Source organism: Noviherbaspirillum phoenicis, assembly GCF_047237965.1.
In the GTDB taxonomy this organism is placed as follows: domain Bacteria; phylum Pseudomonadota; class Gammaproteobacteria; order Burkholderiales; family Burkholderiaceae_D; genus Noviherbaspirillum_A.
The window spans coordinates 51,645-70,853 of sequence record NZ_JBDFLX010000001.1; the positions used below are offsets into that span (position 1 = coordinate 51,645).

Consider the following 19,209-nt stretch of genomic DNA (forward strand, 5'->3'; position numbering starts at 1 on the left):
GGTCGTAATCGATGACTAAGTCGGAACTGATTGCCCGTCTGGCCGAACGTTATCCGCAGCTGGTTGCCAAGGATGCGGACTACGTGGTCAAGACGCTGCTGGATGCGATGGCCGATGCGCTTGCCACCGGGCAGCGCATTGAAATCCGGGGGTTCGGCAGCTTTGCGCTGAATATCCGGCCGCCGCGCACCGGCCGCAATCCGAAGTCAGGCGACAAGGTGATGGTGCCCGAGAAACGGGTGCCGCACTTCAAGCCAGGCAAGGAGTTGCGGGAGCGGGTTGACGCCATGGTTGGGCAGCCGATCAAGGAAGACTGAGTCATTTGCGGCACAAGAAAACGGCATTCTCGGATGCCGTTTTTTTTCGCGTACAATTTCGGCTGTTTTTAGCCCGGAAGACGAGGAATACCGGACATGAAGTTTTTATCCCGCATCGTTGGCATTGTCCTGTTCATTCTGTTTTTCGGCTTCGCACTGAAAAACACCCAGGAAGTCGCGCTGCGTTTTTTTCTTGGCTACGAGGTCCATGCGCCGCTGGTGCTGATGCTACTGGCCTTCTTTGGCGGCGGCGCGGTGCTGGGCGTGCTGGCAATGGTGCCGACGCTGCTGCGTTACCGGCGTAGTCAGCCCCGCCACCAGAGTGCCGCTCCCGGCGCACCGGCAGTCCACGAGCCTCAAGCCGCTGCTCAACCAGCGCGTCCCGACGCCTATTGAGCGACTTTCAACGAGAGCCGGCCGCCGAGCCGCCTCCGAATAACAACAGATGAATCCGCATGGAATTTGAAACCTGGTGGCTGCTTGGCATCCCGATCTTCTTTGCCTTGGGCTGGATCGCCGCCCGCGTCGATATCCGCGAACTGGTGTCTGAATCGCGAACATTACCGACGGGATATTTCAGGGGCCTGAACTTTCTTCTCAATGATCAGCCGGACAAGGCCATCGACGCTTTCATCGAGATCATGAAGCTGGATCCCGAGAGCATCGAACTGCATTACGCACTGGGCAACCTGTTCCGCCGCCGGGGGGAAACCGAGCGCGCCATCCGGGTCCACCAGAACCTGCTGGCCCGGCCGGATCTGCCGCTGGAACACCAGGCGCAAGCCCAGTATGAACTGGGGCAGGATTACCTGAAGGCGGGCTTGCTGGACCGCGCGGAAGAGGCGTTCAACAAGCTCGTGGCCACCAACTATTCGGTGCAGGCCCGCCGTGCGCTGCTGGAAATCTATCAGCGTGAAAAGGAGTGGACCCGCGCCATTGAGGCAGCCCGCGGCCTGCAGGAATCCGGCGCCGGCAGCCGGCAAAAGGAAATTGCGCAGTTCTATTGCGAACTCGCGCAGGACGAACTGGTGCACACCCATCCCGATGCGGCACTGCTGATGCTGGAAAATGCCGTTGCCGCGGATCGCAAGAATGTGCGCGCCACCATGCTGATAGGGGATGTGCATCTGGCGCGCGGCGACACCGAGGCGGCGTTGCTGGCATGGCGGCGGGTGGAGCAGCAAAGCGTGCCGCATGTGGCCCTGGTTGCGCAACGCTTAATGGACGGTTATCGCTCATTGGGTCGGCCACAGGAAGGTGTCAGCCTGTTGAAGTTTTATCTGACCGAAGCATCGTCGATCGATTTGCTGGAAGTGGTCTACAAGGCGGTTCTGGAACTGAACGGCGTGGATGCGGCCAATCAGCTGGTGCGCGACGAACTGAAGCGTACCCCGACCTTGCTGGGGCTGGACAAGATGCTGGAGGCGCGGATGATGAGCGCCCCGGCCGAATACCAATCGGATCTGGCACTGGTGCGCAATCTCGTCCATGGCTATGCCCAGAAACTGGCGCGATACCAGTGCAGCCATTGCGGTTTCAAGGCGCGCCAGTTCTACTGGCAGTGCCCGGGTTGCAGCCAATGGGAAACCTATCCGCCGCGCCGCACCGAAGAATTGAATGTAATGAACTGAAGCCGACAATTCCATGAACCCTTCATCGCTCACGCCGTCCGAATATATACCGGCCCCGGCCGCCCTCCATTCCGCCCGCCTGCTCATTGCCGGCGACATCATGCTGGACCGTTACTGGTTCGGTGAAGTCAGCCGCATTTCGCCCGAGGCGCCGGTTCCGGTCGTGCGCGTGCAGCGACGGGAAGAGCGCCTGGGCGGGGCAGCCAATGTGGCGCGCAATGCAAGTGCGCTTGGCGCGCAGACCGGCCTGATGGGCGTGGTCGGTGACGACGAGGCCGCTGCGATTGTCGAACGCATGCTGAAAGAAACAGGCACGGCGAGCTACCTGAACCACGACCCGGCGATCTCTACCATCATCAAGCTGCGTGTCATCGGGCGGCAGCAGCAGTTGCTGCGCATCGACTTCGAAGAGGCGCCGAGCGACATCGTTCTGCGCGACAAGCTCAGCAAGTTCAACGCGCTCTTGCCCGAGTACGACATCGTGGTGCTGTCCGACTATGCCAAAGGCGCCCTGGTCAATGTGGCGGCCATGATCAAGGCGGCGCGCAGCCAGGGAAAGAAGGTGCTGGTCGACCCCAAGGGAGATGATTTCTCGCCGTATGCCGGCGCTTCGCTGCTCACGCCCAACCGGGCCGAACTGCAGCATATCGTGGGCAGCTGGAAGACCGAGGAGCAACTGACCGTCAAGGCGCAGAACCTGCGGGAAGAGCTTGCCCTGGAAGCCCTGCTGGTAACCCGTTCGGAAGAGGGCATGACGCTCTACACCGCCGCCAGCGTCAGGCATTTCCCCGCCATGGCGCGCGAAGTGTATGACGTGTCCGGCGCGGGCGACACCGTCATTGCCACGCTGGCCAGCATGCTCGGTGCTCAGGTGCCGCTGGAAGATGCGGTGGAGATCGCTAACCGGGCAGGCGGTATCGTGGTGGGCAAGCTGGGTACGGCGACTGTCACCCGGGAAGAATTGTTCGGGTTCTGACTGCGGCACTGTCAACCGCAAGCAGCTTGAGCCGTTAAGGCGGGCAGACATGGATCATGTCCGAATCACATTGGTCGTATGAAGTGCTTTCGGAGTATCGTTATGTTCAAAAAAATCCTGCTGTCTCTCGTTTTCTGCCTGTCAGCCATGAGCGCCGCTTTCGCGGCCGACGTGGACATCAACAAGGCCGATCAAGCCGCGCTGGATGGTGTTAAAGGGATCGGTCCATCGCTCTCCAAGGCTATTGTGGAGGAGCGCAAGAAGGGTGATTTCAAGGACTGGTCCGACGTTGAAAAGCGGGTCAAGGGCGTGAAGGAGAAAAAGGCTGTAAAACTCTCCGAAGCCGGGCTGCGCGTCAACGGGCAGGCAATTGGGAAAAGTACGGCAGCGCCGGCCGGCAAGACGGTCAAGAAGGAAGAGGCCAAGAAATCCTGATCGAAGCAGTGAATGATGTACCAGCCCCGCGCATGCGGGGTTTTTTTATGGGTAGGCATCCTTTCCGGCTCGCACAGGCTTTCTGCGGTCGGTGGCGTCTCCGATTAAAATGGTGTTTTATTTAACGTGGATGCACACCACCATGCACTATCCCACCATCGAAGACACCGTAGGCAATACCCCCCTGGTCCAGTTGAAGCGCATACCAGGAGAAGAGGCTGCCCGGCGCAACAATGTCATTCTGGGCAAGCTGGAAGGCAATAACCCCGCAGGCTCCGTGAAGGACAGGCCAGCACTCGCGATGATCAAGGGCGCCGAGGAGCGCGGCGAGATCAAGCCTGGCGACACGCTGATTGAAGCGACCAGCGGCAACACCGGCATTGCGCTGGCAATGGCCGCCTCGATGCGCGGGTACAAGATGGTGCTCCTGATGCCCGAGAATCTCAGTCTTGAGCGTCGCCAGAGCATGGCGGCATATGGGGCGCAGATCATCCTGACGCCCAAGACCGGCGGCATGGAATACGCTCGCGACCTTGCAGAGCAGATGCAAAAGGAAGGGCAGGGCATCATTCTCGACCAGTTCGCGAATCCGGATAATCCGCGCTCGCACTATGAAACGACTGGCCCGGAAATCTGGCGCGACACTAAGGGAGAGATCACCCATTTTGTCAGTGCCATGGGCACCACCGGCACCATCATGGGCGTATCGCACTATCTGAAGGAAATGAACCCGGAGGTTCGCATCATCGGCGCCCAGCCCGAGGAAGGTTCCCAGATTCCCGGAATCCGGAAATGGCCGGAAGCCTATCTGCCGAAAATCTTCGACCGTTCAAGGGTTGATCAGGTGGAAAACGTCAGCCAGGCGGCAGCGGAGCACATGGCGCGCCGCATGGCGATTGAAGAAGGAATTTTCTGCGGAATTTCGGCTGCCGGCGCTTGCGAGGTAGCCTTGCGCCTTTCCCAGACAGTTGAAAACGCCACGATCGTGTTCATCGTCTGCGACCGAGGCGATCGTTACCTCTCTACCGGCGTGTTTCCTGCCTGAGGCTGGAAGCTTGAGCCTGTTATGGACTTCAGGCGGAAGCGTGGAAGCCGGGATCCGTAACAGGCTCTGATTTTCAACGCAGCGTCAGTCGTCCGACGCGGTATCGGAAGCGGCGTTCTTGGGCTTGAACTGTTTGTCGCTGATGCGGAATTTCTCGCGGCGATCGCCCATCAGAATGCGCAGTTCACGGATGGTGAGATCGCTGACTTCATGCATGCGGATCAGGAGCGATGCGCCTACCGGCAGGCGGCGATGCCGGATCTTGCTGATCACGGGCGGTGCAACTTCGAGAGCCCGGGAAAGGGCGGCGTCATTTTTCAGGTTCAGCCTTTCAATCAGCGAGTCCAGCAGGTTGTTCGGATCGTAACCGGCGGGCTCATTGAGCAGGTTGGCTGGTTGTTCATGAGGATTATTCATGGTCGGTATGACTTCCATGGTACTAGGTCAAGGACGGGAAAGGCGTTAGTGACGCGGAATGTCTTTCTGGTCCACAAGGCGCCAGTATTTAATAAACTGACAATTCGTTAGTGCAATATGCCGACGGATAATTTCGTGCAAACGCCAAGTTTCTCAAAAAAATAGAAAAAAAGAAATAATTTTCCTTAAAGAAACCAACTGCTGGCTTACTGATGAGTCAGGATGGGTTCTGGCCGGGATTTTATCCAAGGCTTTAATCCTTGTCACGAAAAGCGGCTAAGTATTTTGCAATTGCTGAGGCAATTGCAAGGTATTGATAAATATGAGAAATATCTCACCTATCATCGAACAAACACGCGCGTTTTTTTAGGTTTGTTCGTTTTTGTTGAATAAGGCATCCCAACCGCTGCGGCCGAGCTTCTCCAGCGTGGCGATGTTTCTCTTGTAAATATCATCCGGATCCGGATAGGCCGCGACAGCGCGCGTGATGCTGTCTTCACGCAGCAAATGCAGGATCGGATAGGGCGAGCGGTTGGTAAAGTTGGCGATGTCGTCCCTGTGGGCATCGGCAAACTGGTAATCGGGGTGGAAACTGGCGATCTGGATTTCTCCCTCCATCCCCAGGCTGGACAGGATCAGTTCGGCAATGCCAAGAAATTCATTGTATTCGGTGAAATCCTGCAGTATCCACGGATGGATCAGCAAGGTGGTGTCGGTGACAGCCGGGTCGCAGTCATGCAGGTGCTGCAGTGCCTGCGTCAGGTCACGAACCAGTTGCTCCGGTTCCGTCGCTTCGCTGACGGCGTAGCGGATCTGGCCCCGGTTGTGAACTGCCTTGGCAAAGGGACAGAGGTTGAGCCCGATCACGGCGCGTTCCAGCCAGGTTGAAACCGCATTGATTACGTCCTGATGCGAGCCGGAATGAGTGGTCGTCATGTTTTTTTCATGCAAGAACAGCCGTGCGTGCTTTCGCATCGCGCTGATCGGCTATTCTTGCGCTCCTTGGAAAATGTTTGGACCTGAATTATGGCCTTGAAGTCAACGATTTATAAAGCCGACCTGCAGATTGCAGACATGGATCGGCATTACTACCAGGATCACAGCCTGACATTGGCGCGGCATCCATCCGAAACCGATGAACGCCTGATGGTCAGGCTGCTTGCCTTTGTGAGGCACGCCAGCGAATCGCTGATGTTTGCAAAGGGATTGTCCGATGTCGATGAGCCGGATCTGTGGCAGAAGGACCTGACCGGCGCGATCGACCTCTGGATCGACGTTGGCCAGCCGGATGAACGTCGCATGCTCAAGGCCTGCGGCCGCGCCAGCCAGGTGGTGGTGTACAGCTACAGCAGCACCAGCGCGATATGGTGGGGACAGATGGGTAGCCGCGTGGAGCGGGCGCGCAATCTGTCGGTCTACAACCTGGCCAGCGAAACCAGCCTGGCGCTGGAGGCCATGGCCAGCCGCAGCATGCAGTTGCAGTGCACGGTACAGGATGGCCAGATCTGGATCAGCAACGGCAGCGAGCCGCTGCAGGTCGACTTCACGCTGCTCAAGGCGCCCGGCTAGCTTGCCCGCGCCGCCTGGTGCCGAGCCAGATGCAGGACAGCGCCGGAACCCCGAGCGCGATGGCGGCCAGCAGATCCCAGCCGCCATCGCCGACCAGGCCTGCGATCAGGCCTGCGAGCGTCGAGACCGCGATCGCAATCGGCCAACCCCACATTTGCAGGAACGAGCGCTTCATCGGCTTTCCCTGGAAAGCAGCGGCGATTGCGCCGGCGCGCCGCGCGGCATGCTCCCCGGCTGTGCTTGCCTGCTGTTTTCTGCCGTACGGGTGCCGCGGCGCAGCCAGAGATACAGCCCGCTGCCGAGCACGATGATGGTGGCGAGATCGAGCAGCGCCCAGAGTATCTGCATAGTCGTGCCGCCATAGTCGCCGAAGTGCAGCGGCTGGGACAGCAGCAGGGCCGTCACGTACCACGGCAGTGCGCGGCTGTCCGTCACCTGCGCGGTCTGGGCATCCACCAGTACCGGCTTGAACAGGCGTGCGGTCAGCGGCGATTCGCCGCGCAGGAAAACGCCGTAATGGTGCGGGCTGGAAAACGAGGTGCCGGGGAAGGCGATGAAGCGGATCTTCATTTCCGGCTCCAGCGCCATCGCCGCATCGACCGCCGTCTGCAGCGAACCCATGCGCGCCGGCGGCGGCAGCCCCTTGTACTGCGAGGTCATCTCGCTGACCTGGTCGGAACGCCACAGGTCGATCAGCGGGTCGGCCAGGGTGTTGATGATGCCGGTCAGCGTGACCACCGATGCCCACGCCAGCGTCACGATGCCCAGCATGTTGTGCATGTCCAGCCAGCGCGTGCGCGGCGTGCGGTCGCGCCGGACCGTGCCGAAGTCCAGCTTGCGCATGAAAGGCGCGTACAGCACCACGCCGGACACGATGGCCACCATCAGCAGCACGCCCATGAATCCGAGAAACAGGGTGCCGGGCAGTCCGGCGAACAGGTCCACATGCAGGCTGTGCATGACGTGCATGAAGCCTTCGTCCAGCTTGGGTTCGGCCAGCGGCTGGCCGGTGCGGGCGTCAACCGCCACCTGTTTCAGGTCCTTGTCCGAAGTGGGCGTATCGGCCAGCGTCACATACCAGACCCGGTCATCGTCGGGCTCCTGGGAAACAAACATGCCCTGCTTGCCGGGATGGCGGGCAATCGCCGTTTCCATTACCCGGTCCAGGCTGATGCGCGGCGTGGCTGCCGGCAGTTCAGGCGCTTCGACCTCCGTGCCCAGCAGATGGCCGATTTCATGATGGAAGATCAGCGGCAGGCCCGTCAGGCAGAGCAGGAGCATGAACAGGGTGCAGATCAGGCTGCTCCATTTATGGATCCAGGACCAGCGGCGGATGGCGGTGGGTGTCATTGGGTTTTGGAAATTTTATGTGCGTTCACCGCAACATTGGCGATAGAAAGTGATTGCCAACATCAAATGCGTTCATGCAATAATAATCATTCTCATTTACATTTACAATTGTTGCATTATTAACCAGGTCAACTTTTCATGTCCGCTTTTCAATTCCAACGTTCCAGAATCAGCCTGGCCGTATTGATGACGCTGTGTGCCAGCGCGCATGCCCAATCGCAGGAAACCGCCGCGACGCAGACCCTGCCCACGGTCAATGTCAATGCCTCCGCCGATGCATCCGCCGGCGGCCTGCCGGCCGAGTACGCCGGCGGCCAGGTGGCGCGCGGCGCGCGTCTGGGCCTTTTGGGCAACGTCGACCAGATGAACGCGCCGTTCAGCAGCACTGCCTACACCCAGGCGCTGATCCAGGACCAGCAGGCGCGCAGCGTGGCGGACGTGCTGCAAAATGATCCGACGGTGCGGGTAGCGCGCGGTTTCGGCAACTACCAGGAGCTGTACATGATCCGCGGCTTCCCGGTCAATTCCGATGACCTGGCCTACAACGGACTGTATGGCCTGTTGCCGCGCCAGTTCGTGGCGACCGAACTGCTGGAGCGGGTGGAAGTCCTGCGTGGCGCGAACACCTTCATCAATGGCGCAACGCCGGGCGGCGGCGGCATTGGCGGCGTGATCAACCTGGTGCCCAAGCGCGCACCGAACACGCCCCTGACCCAGGTCACTGCCGGCGTCGACAGCGGCGGCCAGGGCTACCTGGCAACCGACCTTGCCCGCCGGTTCGGCGAGGACAATGCCACTGGGGTCCGCCTGAACCTGGTGCGCCGCGACGGCAATACCGCGATCGAACGGGAAAAGCGTGAACTGAGCGTGGCTTCGCTGGGCCTGGATCACCGCGGCCGGGATTTCCGCCTGTCCGCCGATGTCGGCTTCCAGGAACACAACCTGAAGCAGGCGCGCCCCAGCGTGCGGCTGGACGCCGGCGTGCCGGTGCCGGACGCACCGAATGCCTCGTCCAACTTCGCACAGCCATGGTCTTATTCGAACGAACGTGACACCTTTGGCACGGTGCGCGGCGAATTCGACCTGTCGCCGGATGTCACCGCGTGGGCCGCCGCCGGCGCACGCCACGGCACCGAGCGCAACAGCCTGGCCAATCCCACGGTGATCAACGCCGCCGGCGACACCAGCACCTACCGTTTCGACAATGCCCGGCGCGACACGGTGCGCACCGGTGAAATCGGTATCCGCGGCAAGCTGCGTACCGGCGACATCGGCCATACGCTGAGCGCCACCGCCTCTAGCTTCGACCAGAAGGCGCGCAATGCCTATGGCCTGAGCGACTTCAGCGGCTTTGCATCCAGCCTGTATGCACCGGTAGCAGTCGGAGCGCCGGCATTGAACCTGCCTACCGCTGGTGCGTTCGGCAATCCCTTGCTCACGCAGCGCACCGAGTTGTCCAGCGTTGCGCTGGCCGACACGATGTCGTTCGCGCAGGAGCGGGTGCTGGTCACCGTCGGCGCACGTCACCAGAACATCAAGGAACGCACCTACGACTACGCCACCGGCGCGCAGAACGGCAGCTACGACAAGAGCGCGGTGACGCCAATCGCCGGCCTGGTGGTCAAGCCGATGCAGAACCTGTCGCTGTATGCGAACTATGTGGAAGCCCTGACGCGCGGCGCGGTGGCGGGCGGCTCCGTGCGCAACGCCGGTGAAGTGTTTTCCCCGTACCGTTCGCGGCAAAAGGAAATCGGCGCGAAATACGATGCCGGCCAGTATGGCGTGACCCTGGCGCTGTTCTCCACCTCGCAGCCGATGGGCATGATCAACAACGCCACCAACCTGTTCGGCATCGATGGCGAGCAGCGTAACCGCGGCGCCGAACTGACGGTATATGGCGCGCCGATGCGCGGCCTGCGCCTGCTGGGTGGCCTTACCCTGCTCGACGCGGAACAGAGAAAGACCGCCGACGGCGTCAATGATGGCCGCGACGTGATCGGCGCGCCCAAGCTGCAGGCCAACCTGGGCGCGGAATGGGATGTGCCCGGCGTGCGTGGCCTGGCGCTGAATGGCCGCATGCTGCATACCGCTTCGCAATACGCCGATGCGGCCAATACGCAGAAGCTGCCGTCCTGGAACCGTTTCGATGCCGGCGTGCGCTATGTGACGAACTGGGGCAAGCAGGCAGTCACGCTGCGCGGCCAGATCGAGAACCTGACCGACCGGGATTACTGGGCATCGGCCGGCGGCTATCCGGGCCAGGGTTACCTGGTGCTGGGCGCGCCGCGCACGCTGACGGTGTCGGCGACGATCGATTTCTGATCGCTCATGTGAATCCGCCCCGCCATGGCAATCCATGGCGGGGCGGGCTTGGTGTGTTTCAGTATTTGCCTTGCCGGTGTCGTCTCCGCGGCGCCGGCAAGGCGGCATCGATATCAATCTTCCTTCTCGCCCATCTGCGATTGCAGGTAGTTCTGCAGCCCGATGTCCTGCATCAGGCGTTCCTGGGTTTCCAGCCAGTCGATCGCGTATTCGCAGTGTTCCAGCAGTTCTTCCAGCAGGTCGCGGGTCACGTAGTCCTGGGTGGATTCGCACAGGGCGATCGCCTGGGTCAGCACCGGATGGAAGCTGCGCCCGTATTGCAGGTCGCAATTGAGGCATTCGGCCGGGTCCTCGCCGATCAGCAGCTTGCCCAGGTCCTGCAGGTTGGGCAGGCCATCGAGGAACAGGATGCGCTCGATGAGCTTGTCGGCTTCCTTCATCACCCGGATCGACTGCTTGTATTCATACTTGTCCAGCCGCTCCAGCCCCCAGTTGCGGAACATGCGCGCATGCAGGAAGTACTGGTTGATGGCGGTGAGTTCGTTCTTGAGGACCTGGTTGAGCGTGCTCAGGACCTGGGGATTGCCTTTCATGTTCTTTTCTCCTGTTTAAGTGGGGGAGGACGCATCCATCTGGCTCTGCTGGTAATTCTGCAGGCCGACCAGCCTGATCAGTTCCATATGCTGTTCCAGCCAGTAGGCATGGTCCATCTCGGTGTCTTCGAGTTGCACCAGAAGCATGTCGCGGGTGACGTAGTCCTTCACGCTTTCGCAGGCGGCGATGGCCTTCCTCAGTGCGTCGGCGACATGGTATTCCAGGTCGAGATCGGCCTGCAGCATGTCGGGCACGGTGCGGCCGATGTTGAGCGGGTCGCGCTTGCTCAGGTCGGGCGTGCCGTTGAGAAACAGGATGCGCTGGATCAGCGCGCGCGCATGCTGGCGTTCATGGTCGGACTCATGCAGGCTCATGTCGGCCAGGCGGTTCAGGCCGAGATGCCGGTAGATCTCGCCATGGATCAGGTATTGATCGACCGCGGTGAGTTCGCCGGTGAGCAAACTGTTCAGGATACCGATGATTGCTGTATCACCCTGCATAACACTCTCCACCTTGAAATGACGACATGGACATGTTGCGGCCGATCCAGGATCGGGCAACGCCGGTATTGTAATTGCTGGAGCGCGGCGCATTGCGCCAAAGCGCAAGGAAGCTTGCGTAAGCCCGTGCGTTTGCGATCTTGAGGCACCGCGCAATACCGCTTATCGCTTCAGATAATTAAAATTTCGCACGTATGTACAGGAAATTCTTTTGAAGCAATTTCTTTGGTGACGGCCCTGGCGACGCTGTTCAAATACCGCGCGCGGTGCGGACTGCCCGCCCCAAGTCGATGACCGACATCGCGTAAAAGAAGCTGCGGTTGTACTGGGTAATGGCAAAGAAATTGTTGGCGCCCAGCCAGTATTCGGTAGGCGCGGCGCCATTTTGCAGATCGACCAGGCCGAACAGCATGTCGCTGGGCGGCTCCACCGGCGTCTGGACGCCGGCCGCGCGAATCTCATCCAGGCGGAACTTGGCCTGCAGTCCCTGGTTCAGGAACATTTCCCAGCCGCTTCCCGATGATGCGTCGAGCGCGGCCGGGAACACGGTGGGTTCGCCCCGCTTCCAGCCATGCTGGACCAGGAAGTTGGCAATGCTGCCGATGGCGTCGACGGGTGAATTGCGCAGATCGATTCTGCCGTCGCCATCGAAATCGACCGCGTACCTCCGGATGCTGCCCGGCATGAACTGCGGCCAGCCTACGGCGCCGGCATAGGAGCCGCGCAGCGAAAACGGATCGATGCCGCTGTCGCGTGCAAACAGCAGGGTGTTGGCGAGCTCGCCGCGGAAATAGTCCATGCGGGCTTGCCGGGTGGGCGTGTCCGGATAGGCAAAGGCCAACGTGGTGATGGCGTCCATCACGCGGAAATTGCCAGTGTTGCGGCCATAGACGGTTTCCACGCCAAGGATGCCGACGATGATCTCGGCCGGCACGCCGAACTGTTCTTCCGCGCGCTGCAGCGCGTCGGCATGCTCGTTCCAGAAACTGACGCCGGCATTGATGCGCACCGGTTCGACGAAGCGGGCGCGGTAGGCCGCCCAGTTCTTCGGCTTGCTGGCCGGCGCCGGCTTCATCAGCTGGATGGCGCTATCGACGAAGCGCACTTTCGACAGCGTGCCTTCCAGCTCGGCGCGGGAGTAGCCGTGCCGGGCCACCATGTCGTCGATGAAGGCGCTGACTTCGCGCCATTGGGCAAAGCTGGCGAACTCGCCGGCGTCGTCCGCTGCGACGGCCGGCTTGCGCGCCTTGGCCGCGCGCTGCGCGGGTTCTGCAGCCATGGTGTGGCAGCCGCTGAGAAAAGTGGAAGCAAGAAACAGGGAAAGAAAAAGCCGGGTGCAAGTCATCTGGATTGAATCAGTAAGTTCTTGAGTTGTTGGATCGGTGTGCCATAGCCAGTGCGACGCAGCGCATCGACCGTGGCTGGAGAGCCGTAACGTATTGTCTCGTAAAGTTCGAGGAAGGCCAGCACGGCAAGCCGGCGCTCCGCCGACAATCCGCTCTGCTGCAGGCGTTTGCGGTATGCCAGTGGCCCTTCGTGGGCTGCGCGCGGCAAGCCCTGGCGCGCCATTTCCTCGCACAGCCTGCGATACAGCATGTCGGCCGGGTCAGTCTTTTCACGGTGGCGGATCAGGGGCAGCGCAACCAGCGCGGTCACTGCCGCGCCCAAAGTCAGCACCAGGATTGCCAGCGTGCTCCAGTCGGGGTTGTCGATGCCCAGCGACTGCAGGAAACCGCGCTGCTTCGCCGGGGTGTAGTTCAGCACCCACTGGTTCCAGGCATTATCGATCGCGTCCCGGTTGTCGCGCAGCTTGCGCAGCGCCGTCAGCCAGGGACCCTGCGGCCCTTGCAGGGACCAGAAATTGCCGAATGCTCCCGGCGCCAGCGCCGCCGACAGATTGCGCTCGACGCGGTCCGGCGCCACGGCGGCGGTAGGGTCCACGCGAACCCAGCCGCGTCCGGCCAGCCAGACTTCGGTCCAGGCATGCGCGTCCGATTGTCGAACAGTCAGATAGCCATCGACCTTGTTCAGTTCCCCGCCCTGGTAACCCGTGACGACCCGCGCCGGGATGTCGAGGATACGCATCAGCACCACGAAGGCGCCGGCATAGTGTTCGCAGAATCCAGCCCGGGTGGCAAACAGGAATTCATCCACCGCATGCCGGCCCAGCGTGGGCGGACGCAGGGTATAGCGGAAATTCTGCTCGCGAAACATCTGCAGCACCGCGTTGACCATTTCCATGTCGCTGGAGGACCGTGCCCGCAGACGGGTAGCGAATTCATGGGTTTGGGGGTTGTAGCCTGGCGGCAGATCCATCCAGTCGCGCAGCGTCACCGGCGATTCATTGGCCTGCAGCCGGTAGGTCAGTGAGGAAACGGCGTCGTAGCGTACGCGCTGGCCGATCGGCTGGCTGGCCAGCAGTTGGAAGTCCGGCTGTATCCGTACCGGATTGTTTTCCAGTTGCGGCGGTCCGGCCGGCAGGTCGAGCGCGAACAGCGAACGCCGGCCGCTGGCTTCCAGGGTGACCTGGTAACGCACCGGCTTGCCGCGGCCAAGCACCTGGCGCGAGGAGGGTGATGCGTTCGTCAGCGGCGTCCAGCGGCGTCCGTCGTACTGGCCCAGCACCGGACCGCGCCAGTACAGCGCGGACGGAGGCGGTGCGGCGTCGTCGAAGCGTACGCGAAAGGCGATTTCCGGCGACAGCGTCAGTTCGGAAATGCTGCCCGGCTCCATGCTGTCGGAAAGGCCGGTTCCGTTGCGCACCGCATCCTGCGGCATGCCCCAGAGCGGCCCCTGTATGCGCGGGAAAAACACGAACAGCACCACGGCCAGCGGCGCGGCCAGCAGGAACAGCTGGGATGCGGCCGCCAGGCGCTTGCGCAGCGGTGGATGAACGCCCGTGTACTGGAAGGACATCAGCGCCATCAGGATTGCAATCACGCCGGCGCTGGCCAGCAGTGCGCTGGCGATGGTCTGCGAATAGAAGAAGGTGGTCAGCAGCACGAAAAAGCTGAGGAAGGTGACCACGAACAGATCGCGCCGCGCCCGCATCTCCAACAGTTTCAGCGCCAGCAGCAGCACCAGCATGCACACGCCCGCCTCGCGCCCTAGATAGGTGCCGTAGCTGCCATACACGCCCAGCATCAGCAGCGCCACCACCGGCAGCAGCAGGAGGCGCGGCGGCATGCGGTTGCCGTGGAAGGTGATCCAGCCGCGCCACAGCAGCAACGCAGCCGCCGCCAGGCTGGCCCAGGCCGGCAGGTGCCAGGCATGCGGCATCATCACCAGCGCGCAGGCGCCGAGCAGCAGCAGGGTGTCGGACTTTTCGCGCGGCAGGCCGCGCATCAGGCGTTCGTGCCATGTGCCCATGCGCGCAGCGGGGCGGTTCATGATTCCTGCCCGTACAGCGCAAGCGCGCGCAGGCAGCTTTCGCGGTGCGCGCCGCCCAGCGCGGACGGATGGCTTGCCGCTCCCAGGCGAAATGCGTAGGGCAGGCCGCGTGCCTCGGCTTCCAGCACCCAGCGCGTCATGCGGGAAAGCCTGGCCTCGGTATCCATGGCAACGGGCAGGGCGGCGAAGTCGATGCGCATCTCGCTGGCGGCGCCGCCTTCGAAATGCTTGCTGACCAGTGCGCCGTCATTGCCCAGGCGGGCAATCTGGCGCCATGCCAGCCGCTTCATCGAGTCGCCGGTCTGGTAGGCGCGCACGCCGGCAAAATCGTCCTCGCCGCCGACGCCATGGCCCTCGTTCAATAAGGCTTCGGCAAGCGGCAGCGGCGGCGCATGGTCTTCCGGGCGCGGATAGACCAGCACCTTCTGTTCCGGCTGCCAGTAGCTCCAGGCGCGCAGCAGCCCGAGCGGAAAGCTGGTGTGCAGCCGCATGCGCGGCGCGGCCAGCCAGCCGCGATGGGTGGCCGGCGCCTGCAGTGCGATCACGCAGTCGCCCTTGGCCGGGATGTCGCAGGGCTGTTCGCGCGCCGGCAGGCCGTCGCCGGTAAAGCCGATCCAGATCGCATGGCGCCAGTAGGGGCGGCGGTTGGACAGGTGCAATTCGAACTGCGCTTCTTCTCCGGCGAACACCGGGCTGGCGCGCCCGGGGTTCAGATGCAGATAGGCCAGGTTGCGAAAGCTCAGGTGCATGGCGATCAATGCACAACTGAGCAGCAGGAAAGTCAGGCCATAGCCCATGGCCAGGTTGTAGTTCAGCGATCCGACGAACAGCAGCATCAGCAGCACTGCGAACGCCAGGCCAGGCCTGGTTGGCAGGATGAAGACCCGGCGCTGGTTCAGCACCACTTCGCCGCGTTCGGCGCCGTGCAGCCTGAACAGCCAGCGCTCGGTGGCGCCGCGCAAGGTTTGCGTCATCGTCATGCGCATGCGAACCGTCAGACGGGAACGGTTTTCATCAGTTGCAGCACGAGGTCGCGGCTGGACGCGGCGCTGCCGCCGGCCGAGCGCAGCGGCCGCAGCCGGTGCGCCGCAACCGGCAGCAGCACTGCCTGCACATCCTCGGGCAGCACATGGTTGCGGCCTTCCAGCGCCGCCCAGGCGCGTGCCGCCTGCAGCAGTGCGATGGCCGCACGCGGGCTGAGGCCTTCGGCGAACAGGCCGCCCTGGCGCGACGCCTGCACCAGCGACTGCACGTAGCTCACCAGCGCCGCCGATGCATGCACATCGCGCAGCCCGGCACGGGCATCGGCCAGTTCGCCCGGCGTCATCGCGGGACGCATGGCCTTGACCATCGCGCGCCGGTCCTCGCCCATCAGCAGCGCCCGCTCCGCCGCCGCATCCGGATAGCCAAGCGACAGGCACATCAGGAAACGGTCCAGTTGCGACTCGGGCAACTGGAAGGTGCCGATCTGGTGGGTGGGATTCTGGGTGGCGATGACGAAGAAGGGGTCGGGCAGCTCGCGGGTCATGCCGTCGGCCGACACCTGGCGTTCTTCCATCGCCTCCAGCAAGGCTGACTGGGTCTTGGGCGTGGCGCGGTTGATTTCATCGGCCAGCAGCACCTGGGTGAATACCGGGCCGGGGTGGAAGGAGAAACCGTTCTTTTCGCGGTCGAACACCGAGATGCCCACCACGTCGGCCGGCAGCAGGTCGCTGGTGAACTGTACCCGGTTGAACTTGAGCCCCAGCGACGTTGCCAGCGCATGCGCCAGCGTGGTCTTGCCCACGCCCGGCACATCCTCGATCAGCAGATGCCCACCCGCCAACAAACAGACCAGCGCCTGCCGTATCTGCATTTCCTTGCCAACGATGACTTCTCCGACCTGCGCGGCAACGGCATGAATTCTGGAATACATAGTGTTCCTGTTGGGAGGTGAGGCGAAATGGAAAACGGGATGCAGGACCTTATTGTAGTATGGCAACGCCCTGTTTTATTGCTTTGAATAAACCATTTGTTCCCGCAGCAGTGAATAAAATGGCATGCAAAAACCGGTTTTTCGTTAAACTAGGGGCATTCTATGCGAGAACGTGCGTGCAGCGTTCCTCAACATGACCACTGCCATTTACTGTCACACCGACTGCCTGGCCCATGAAATGGGCGGCTGGCATCCCGAGTCTCCAGCCAGGTTGCAGGCGATCGAAGACCAGCTCATCGCCAGCCGTATCGACAGCTGCATCGACCACCGCGATGCGCCGCTGGCCGACGTCGAGGCCATCGCCCGGGTGCATCACCAGGACGCCATCGCCAGGGTACGCGACAACGTGCCGCCGCCCGGCAGCCCCGCCGACGCCTATTACCCGATCGACGGCGACACCCTGCTCAATGCGCACAGCTGGAAAGCGGCGCTGCGCGCCGCCGGCGCCGCGATCGCCGCCACCGACGCGGTGATCGCAGGCGACCTCGACAATGCCTTCTGCGCCGTGCGTCCGCCCGGCCACCATGCCAGGCCGTCTGAACCCATGGGCTTCTGCCTGTTCAACAATGTCGCCATTGCCGCCCGCCATGCGCTGGAAATGCATGGCCTGGAGCGGGTGGCGATCGTCGACTTCGACGTCCATCACGGCAATGGCACCGAGGAAGCCTTCGTCTACGAGCCGCGGGTGATGATGGTGAGCTTTTTCCAGCATCCGTTCTACCCGTACAGCGGCGTTGGCGGCGAGTCGCAATTCAATCCCAACATGGTCAATGTGCCGGTCGCTGCCTACAGCGGCGGCGAAAAGGTCAGGCAACTGGTCACCGAGCTATGGCTGCCGGCGCTGCGCGCTTTTCGGCCGCAGATGATCTTTATTTCCGCCGGCTTCGACGCCCACCGGGAAGACGACATGGGGCAGATGGGCCTGGTCGAGGCGGATTACGCCTGGATCACGCGCCAGATCATGGAAGTGGCCAAAGAACATGCAGAAGGCCGGATCGTCAGTTGCCTGGAAGGCGGCTACAACCTGTCGGCGCTGGGCCGCAGCGTGGTGGCGCACCTGAAGGCGCTTGCCGAACTTGAGTAAGCGCGGCCGGCAGAGTCGCTGCGGGTAGAATACGGCCTTCATTTTCAGAGAAGCGCCCTATGTCTATTCAATGGTTCCCCGGTCACATGAACGCCGCCCGCAAGAAGGCGGAAGAATCCATGGAGAAGGTCGACATGGTGATCGAAGTGCTGGACGGGCGCATACCCCAGGCCAGCAGCAATCCCATGATCGAAAGACTGCGCCTGTTCCGGCAGCGGCCCTGCCTGAAAATCCTGAACAAGGCCGACCTGGCCGACCCGGCCGCCACCAGCGCCTGGATCAAGCATTACAACCAGCAGAAGGACGTCAATGCGGTGGCCCTGAGCTGCAAGAAGCCATCCGACGTCGCGAAAATCCCGCAACTGTGCATCAAGCTGGTGCCCAACCGCGGCACTGCGTTGAAGCCGCTGCGCATCATGATCATGGGCATACCGAACGTCGGCAAGTCGACGTTGATGAATGCGCTGCTGAAAAAACGCGTCGCCAAGGTCGGCGACGAGCCGGCGGTCACCAAGACCCAGCAGCGGCTTTACTTGGGCAACAACATCGTGCTGATCGACACGCCCGGCATGATGTGGCCAAAAATCGAGCATCCGAGCGATGGCCTGATGCTGGCCGCCAGCCATGCGATCGGCAGCAATGCGCTGATCGAGGAGGAGGTAGCCACTTTCCTCGCGGAGATGTTGCTGGCCCGTTATCCGGCGCTGGTGAGCGCCCGGTATGGCTTTCCAACCGAGGGCATTGATGGCGTTGCCGTGATCGAGGGTATTGCCAAGCGTCGGGCTTATCGCCTGAAAGGCGGCGAGCCGGATTTGGAAAAGGCGGCGCATACCTTGCTGCAGGATTACCGCAGCGGCGCGTTGGGCAGAGTCAGCCTGGAGACGCCGCAGAGCAGGGTGGAATTGCTGGCTTCCTATCAGCCGCCGCCTTCCCTGTCGCTGGGTGAGGCACAAGACGATCCAGACATTACGGACGAAATGTAAATTAATCTTAGGGCTATTTAATTTACATTCATTCCGCTGTCGAGTTAAGGTTTGGTTTTGGGGTTGTTAAGGAACGAACATAAAGCCATCGATACTCATTTTTCAAACAATACGCCGATTTACCAGCAATCAGTATTGGATTGAAAAATGGAGACACCATGGCGGCATCCGAATTTCAGCAGATTGTAAAAAGCTTTTGTAAGGACGCTTGCTTGCAAGATCATGAATCGATTCTTGCCGGCAAACCGTTCATCATCCATCAGTGTCCCACTTGGTTGTGGTTTATCGAAATCGCTGACTTGTGCAGGATCGTAATCGATCTTGGCATGCCTGCCGACGGCATTTCTCCCAGACTTGGAAAAATGATGCTGGAGTCGAATTGCTCCAGCAAATCAAAATATCTTCCTTTCTTTGGTATTAGCGAAAAAAACGGCCATGTGCTGTTAATGCTGCACATTTCCCTCTCTATTCTGCGTGAAGAAATAAGCTTGTATTTTATTCTTGATCAGCAATTATTGCCTGTTATTGCAGCTTGGCGAAAACGCTTAGAGCACGAAGGTAAGTTTTTGGATGAAATGGGAAAAGCCTTGGTAAGTTTTAATTTTGCGTAAGGAATGAAAA

General features: G+C 61.3%; 21 protein-coding genes. 11 read left to right on the top strand and 10 right to left on the bottom strand.

The annotated features are described in order from the left end of the window. The first annotated feature begins 11 nt into the window (after positions 1-11). The 6 genes from ABC383_RS00210 (at position 12) to cysM (ending at position 4,404) form a co-directional block, all read left to right on the top strand. Entirely contained in the window at positions 12-317 is a 306-nt protein-coding gene (locus tag ABC383_RS00210) for an integration host factor subunit beta (protein ID WP_194712875.1), read from the top strand. Between the two features lie 96 nt (positions 318-413). Further along, positions 414-713: a LapA family protein gene (locus tag ABC383_RS00215; protein ID WP_413010872.1), complete on the top strand. Its 300-nt coding sequence runs from the start codon at positions 414-416 to the stop codon at positions 711-713. A 59-nt stretch (positions 714-772) separates the two neighbouring features. Beyond that, a complete protein-coding gene (lapB, locus tag ABC383_RS00220) occupies positions 773-1,948 on the top strand; it encodes a lipopolysaccharide assembly protein LapB (RefSeq protein ID WP_413010874.1) in 1,176 nt (391 codons plus the stop codon). A gap of 13 nt (positions 1,949-1,961) precedes the next feature. Then, complete coding sequence (gene rfaE1 / locus ABC383_RS00225) at positions 1,962-2,924, top strand: D-glycero-beta-D-manno-heptose-7-phosphate kinase (RefSeq protein WP_413010876.1); 963 nt, start codon at positions 1,962-1,964, stop codon at positions 2,922-2,924. Between the two features lie 102 nt (positions 2,925-3,026). After that, a complete protein-coding gene (locus ABC383_RS00230; RefSeq protein WP_413010878.1) occupies positions 3,027-3,359 on the top strand; it encodes a ComEA family DNA-binding protein in 333 nt (110 codons plus the stop codon). Between the two features lie 142 nt (positions 3,360-3,501). Next, positions 3,502-4,404, top strand: a complete 903-nt coding sequence (gene cysM, locus ABC383_RS00235) for a cysteine synthase CysM (protein WP_413010880.1) — start codon at positions 3,502-3,504, stop codon at positions 4,402-4,404. A gap of 84 nt (positions 4,405-4,488) precedes the next feature. Here cysM and ABC383_RS00240 read toward each other — a convergent pair whose 3' ends face one another. Further along, the gene (locus ABC383_RS00240) at positions 4,489-4,821 is read right to left on the bottom strand and encodes a hypothetical protein (protein WP_413010882.1); all 333 of its coding nucleotides are present in this window, start codon (positions 4,819-4,821) and stop codon (positions 4,489-4,491) included. A gap of 366 nt (positions 4,822-5,187) precedes the next feature. After that, positions 5,188-5,796 carry a DUF1415 domain-containing protein gene (locus ABC383_RS00245; RefSeq protein ID WP_413010884.1) on the bottom strand — a complete coding sequence of 203 codons (609 nt, stop codon included), beginning with the start codon at positions 5,794-5,796 and terminating at the stop codon, positions 5,188-5,190. A 51-nt stretch (positions 5,797-5,847) separates the two neighbouring features. On the opposite strand from ABC383_RS00245, the gene ABC383_RS00250 reads away from it, so the two are divergent. Next, entirely contained in the window at positions 5,848-6,390 is a 543-nt protein-coding gene (locus ABC383_RS00250; RefSeq protein WP_413010886.1) for a YaeQ family protein, read from the top strand. On the opposite strand, the gene ABC383_RS00255 is transcribed toward ABC383_RS00250, so the two are convergent. Both ABC383_RS00255 and ABC383_RS00260 read right to left on the bottom strand, forming a co-directional pair. Next, entirely contained in the window at positions 6,374-6,565 is a 192-nt protein-coding gene (locus ABC383_RS00255) for a hypothetical protein (protein ID WP_413010888.1), read from the bottom strand. The two genes, ABC383_RS00250 and ABC383_RS00255, sit on opposite strands and share 17 nt — an antisense overlap. Next, complete coding sequence (locus ABC383_RS00260; protein WP_413010890.1) at positions 6,562-7,740, bottom strand: PepSY-associated TM helix domain-containing protein; 1,179 nt, start codon at positions 7,738-7,740, stop codon at positions 6,562-6,564. Before ABC383_RS00260 ends, ABC383_RS00255 begins: the two co-directional genes overlap by 4 nt. A gap of 138 nt (positions 7,741-7,878) precedes the next feature. On the opposite strand from ABC383_RS00260, the gene ABC383_RS00265 reads away from it, so the two are divergent. After that, a complete protein-coding gene (locus ABC383_RS00265; RefSeq protein WP_413010892.1) occupies positions 7,879-10,062 on the top strand; it encodes a TonB-dependent receptor in 2,184 nt (727 codons plus the stop codon). A gap of 113 nt (positions 10,063-10,175) precedes the next feature. Here the strand turns inward: ABC383_RS00265 and bfr (ABC383_RS00270) are convergent, their stop codons facing one another. The 6 genes from bfr (ABC383_RS00270) to ABC383_RS00295 form a co-directional block, all read right to left on the bottom strand. Beyond that, positions 10,176-10,655 (bottom strand): bacterioferritin, encoded by a 480-nt coding sequence (gene bfr, locus ABC383_RS00270; RefSeq protein ID WP_413010894.1) that lies wholly within the window; start codon positions 10,653-10,655, stop codon positions 10,176-10,178. Positions 10,656-10,670: 15 nt separating this feature from the next. Then, positions 10,671-11,156, bottom strand: coding sequence for a bacterioferritin (bfr, locus tag ABC383_RS00275; protein ID WP_413010896.1), 486 nt, complete (start codon positions 11,154-11,156; stop codon positions 10,671-10,673). A gap of 250 nt (positions 11,157-11,406) precedes the next feature. Beyond that, the gene (gene mltB, locus ABC383_RS00280; protein WP_413010898.1) at positions 11,407-12,435 is read right to left on the bottom strand and encodes a lytic murein transglycosylase B; all 1,029 of its coding nucleotides are present in this window, start codon (positions 12,433-12,435) and stop codon (positions 11,407-11,409) included. Between the two features lie 62 nt (positions 12,436-12,497). Further along, entirely contained in the window at positions 12,498-14,546 is a 2,049-nt protein-coding gene (locus ABC383_RS00285) for a transglutaminase TgpA family protein (RefSeq protein ID WP_413010900.1), read from the bottom strand. Next, the gene (locus ABC383_RS00290; RefSeq protein WP_413010902.1) at positions 14,543-15,520 is read right to left on the bottom strand and encodes a DUF58 domain-containing protein; all 978 of its coding nucleotides are present in this window, start codon (positions 15,518-15,520) and stop codon (positions 14,543-14,545) included. Before ABC383_RS00290 ends, ABC383_RS00285 begins: the two co-directional genes overlap by 4 nt. Positions 15,521-15,540: 20 nt before the next feature. Then, positions 15,541-16,461, bottom strand: a complete 921-nt coding sequence (locus tag ABC383_RS00295) for an AAA family ATPase (RefSeq protein WP_413010904.1) — start codon at positions 16,459-16,461, stop codon at positions 15,541-15,543. 193 nt (positions 16,462-16,654) lie between these two features. Here ABC383_RS00295 and ABC383_RS00300 point away from each other — a divergent pair, with 193 nt between their 5' ends. The 3 genes from ABC383_RS00300 to ABC383_RS00310 all read left to right on the top strand — a co-directional run bounded on the left by ABC383_RS00300 (position 16,655) and on the right by ABC383_RS00310 (position 19,199). Beyond that, the gene (locus ABC383_RS00300) at positions 16,655-17,605 is read left to right on the top strand and encodes a histone deacetylase family protein (protein ID WP_413010906.1); all 951 of its coding nucleotides are present in this window, start codon (positions 16,655-16,657) and stop codon (positions 17,603-17,605) included. 59 nt (positions 17,606-17,664) lie between these two features. Next, entirely contained in the window at positions 17,665-18,588 is a 924-nt protein-coding gene (gene ylqF / locus ABC383_RS00305) for a ribosome biogenesis GTPase YlqF (protein WP_413010908.1), read from the top strand. A 158-nt stretch (positions 18,589-18,746) separates the two neighbouring features. Further along, positions 18,747-19,199 carry a type III secretion system chaperone family protein gene (locus ABC383_RS00310; RefSeq protein ID WP_413010910.1) on the top strand — a complete coding sequence of 151 codons (453 nt, stop codon included), beginning with the start codon at positions 18,747-18,749 and terminating at the stop codon, positions 19,197-19,199. The last annotated feature ends 10 nt before the right edge of the window (positions 19,200-19,209 follow it).